This is a genomic window from Halorubrum sp. SP3 (genome assembly GCF_005435195.1).
Taxonomy (GTDB): domain Archaea; phylum Halobacteriota; class Halobacteria; order Halobacteriales; family Haloferacaceae; genus Halorubrum; species Halorubrum sodomense.
Map to the genome: position 1 here is coordinate 1 of NZ_SGTU01000066.1, position 1,995 is coordinate 1,995.

Consider the following 1,995-nt stretch of genomic DNA (forward strand, 5'->3'; position numbering starts at 1 on the left):
AGTCGTCGGTCATCGCTCCAGAACTGATAAGCTCTGGTGACTCACCGACAGCTTCAGTCCGACTGTAACCCGTAATCGATTCGAACTCTGAGTTGACGTACTTGATCGTTCCTGTCGCGTCGGACATCCAGATGGCGTGACCAGAGGATTCAACCGCTTGTTTGAATAGTTCCAGCGTCTCCGTCCGTTTTTTGAGACGCAGTGATTGGGTTCGCAGCCTCGTAAGTGCCTCTACCCGCCATTCTAATTCAGCCTTTTTGATCGGCATCGAAACCACTTCGTCAGCGGTTTCGAACACAACGCTGTCGGCAATCTCACCACGATCGGTTTCAATAACGGAGAGGTCTGCTCCCGGAATGAGCAGAAGGCATGGCAAGAGAGCGGGCTCAGCCTTTCGTTTCCGAGCTCGGAGCGTTTCAGCATGCGTCTGTAACATCTCCCCATCAACGATACAACAATCGAATGTCGCTGTTTCGACTGGCTGGTCAGGATCGACAAGCGTGTACCTATCGTGGGATTCAATCCACTCAACAATCAGCCGCCGATCTCCTTTATCAGAGAGTAAAGGGAACAAGGCCGCTTGGTCAGTAACATCATCAGAGAAGTCATTTACAGAAAGTGTATCGTTCATCGATCGCCCCCCTCGCTATTGTTTGTAGCCTCAGTCGTCTGTAACTCAACAACAAAGGCTACGCCAGGTTGATCCGTCTCAGTTGCTTCTCTGGGCAATTCATCCTCACTGCAATCCGCGATCCAGACTTTTCCATCGTAACTCTCAAGAAGATTATCAACGAGGAACAAACCCATTCCGGTCCCCCCGCTCTCTAGTCCCTTCTGACCTTCTTGAAACAGATCTTTTCGGACGTCGGCTGGAATTCCTGGTCCGTTGTCAGCCACTCTGACACGGACGGTGTCATCCATCTCTTCAACGGTGATGACTACCTTCGGATCTGGTCTTTGATTGTGTTGGACCGCATTGTTGACAAGGTTCCGAAACACTGACGAGAGCAACTCATTTGCCAGTACCCGCGTTTCTTGATCGGGTGGGTCTGGCATCGTAATTTCTGCGTCGGAAAACGTCTCCCGACGCTTTTCGAGTTCTTCAGTGAGGAGTTGTCGAAGTGAGATCGGCTTGAGATCTGGCGTTTCATCACCGTGAATGAGTGCTGATAGGTCACGGGCAACGTTTGTGAGTTCGATAACATGATTTCCTGCCCGGAGGACCCGGTCAAGTTTCTCTTTACCGTCCGAAGAGAGCTCATTTTCAAGCATTTCTCCCCACGAAACAATGACGTTCATATCATTTCGGATATCATGACGGAGAACTCTGTTCAACACGTCGAGTTGCTCACGTTGCTCACGAAGACGTTCTTGGAGATCTCGGAGATCAGTAATTTCGTGATTAACGGCGATGAACTGTGTGATATCACTATTTGGGTTTTCAACCGGAGCAATTGTTTGTTGGACAATATACCTCTCGCCGTCTTTGCGTCTGTTGACAACCGTGCCATGCCACGTCTCACCGGCGGTGATAGTCTTCCACAGCTCTTCATAGAACGCCTCATCATGTTCACCAGATTTGAGCATCCGCGGGGTATTTCCGACGACTTCCTCACTTGTATACCCTGATTGTGACTCAAAACCTCTATTGACGTACTCAATTGTTCCGTCGACGTCGGTGATCAATACTCCGTGACCGGCGTGTCGGTCGCGGATTTGGCGGAGTTGCTCACGTCGGTTGAACGCGACAGTCGACTGGTCTCGCAGGCGGAGAGCCATCTCTAGTTGTTCGCCAAGTCTGTGTTCTGCGAGTGGCATATCGATCAGCCCATCGATAGCATCCCACAGCTCCGGGTGTGTCTCGCGGAGACGATTACAGATCTGGCGGTGCTTTGCCTCAGGGACCAACAACAGGTACGGCAGCACAACCTGCTCATGTTGCTTTCGTGTGAGCAGTTCCGAGCGGTGCTCATTGAGGGCTGTCTTGTCGACGAG

The 1,995-nt window shown here is 51.2% G+C and carries 2 protein-coding genes; both read right to left on the reverse strand.

Annotation, left to right across the window (positions count from 1 at the left end; translation table 11 throughout):
- The coding region (locus EXE42_RS15260; RefSeq protein ID WP_137706884.1) for a PAS domain S-box protein at positions 1-631 on the reverse strand (631 nt) is incomplete at its 3' end.
- On the reverse strand, positions 628-1,995 hold a 1,368-nt coding region (locus EXE42_RS15265; protein WP_137706885.1), incomplete at its 5' end, for a PAS domain S-box protein. The genes EXE42_RS15260 and EXE42_RS15265, both read right to left, overlap by 4 nt.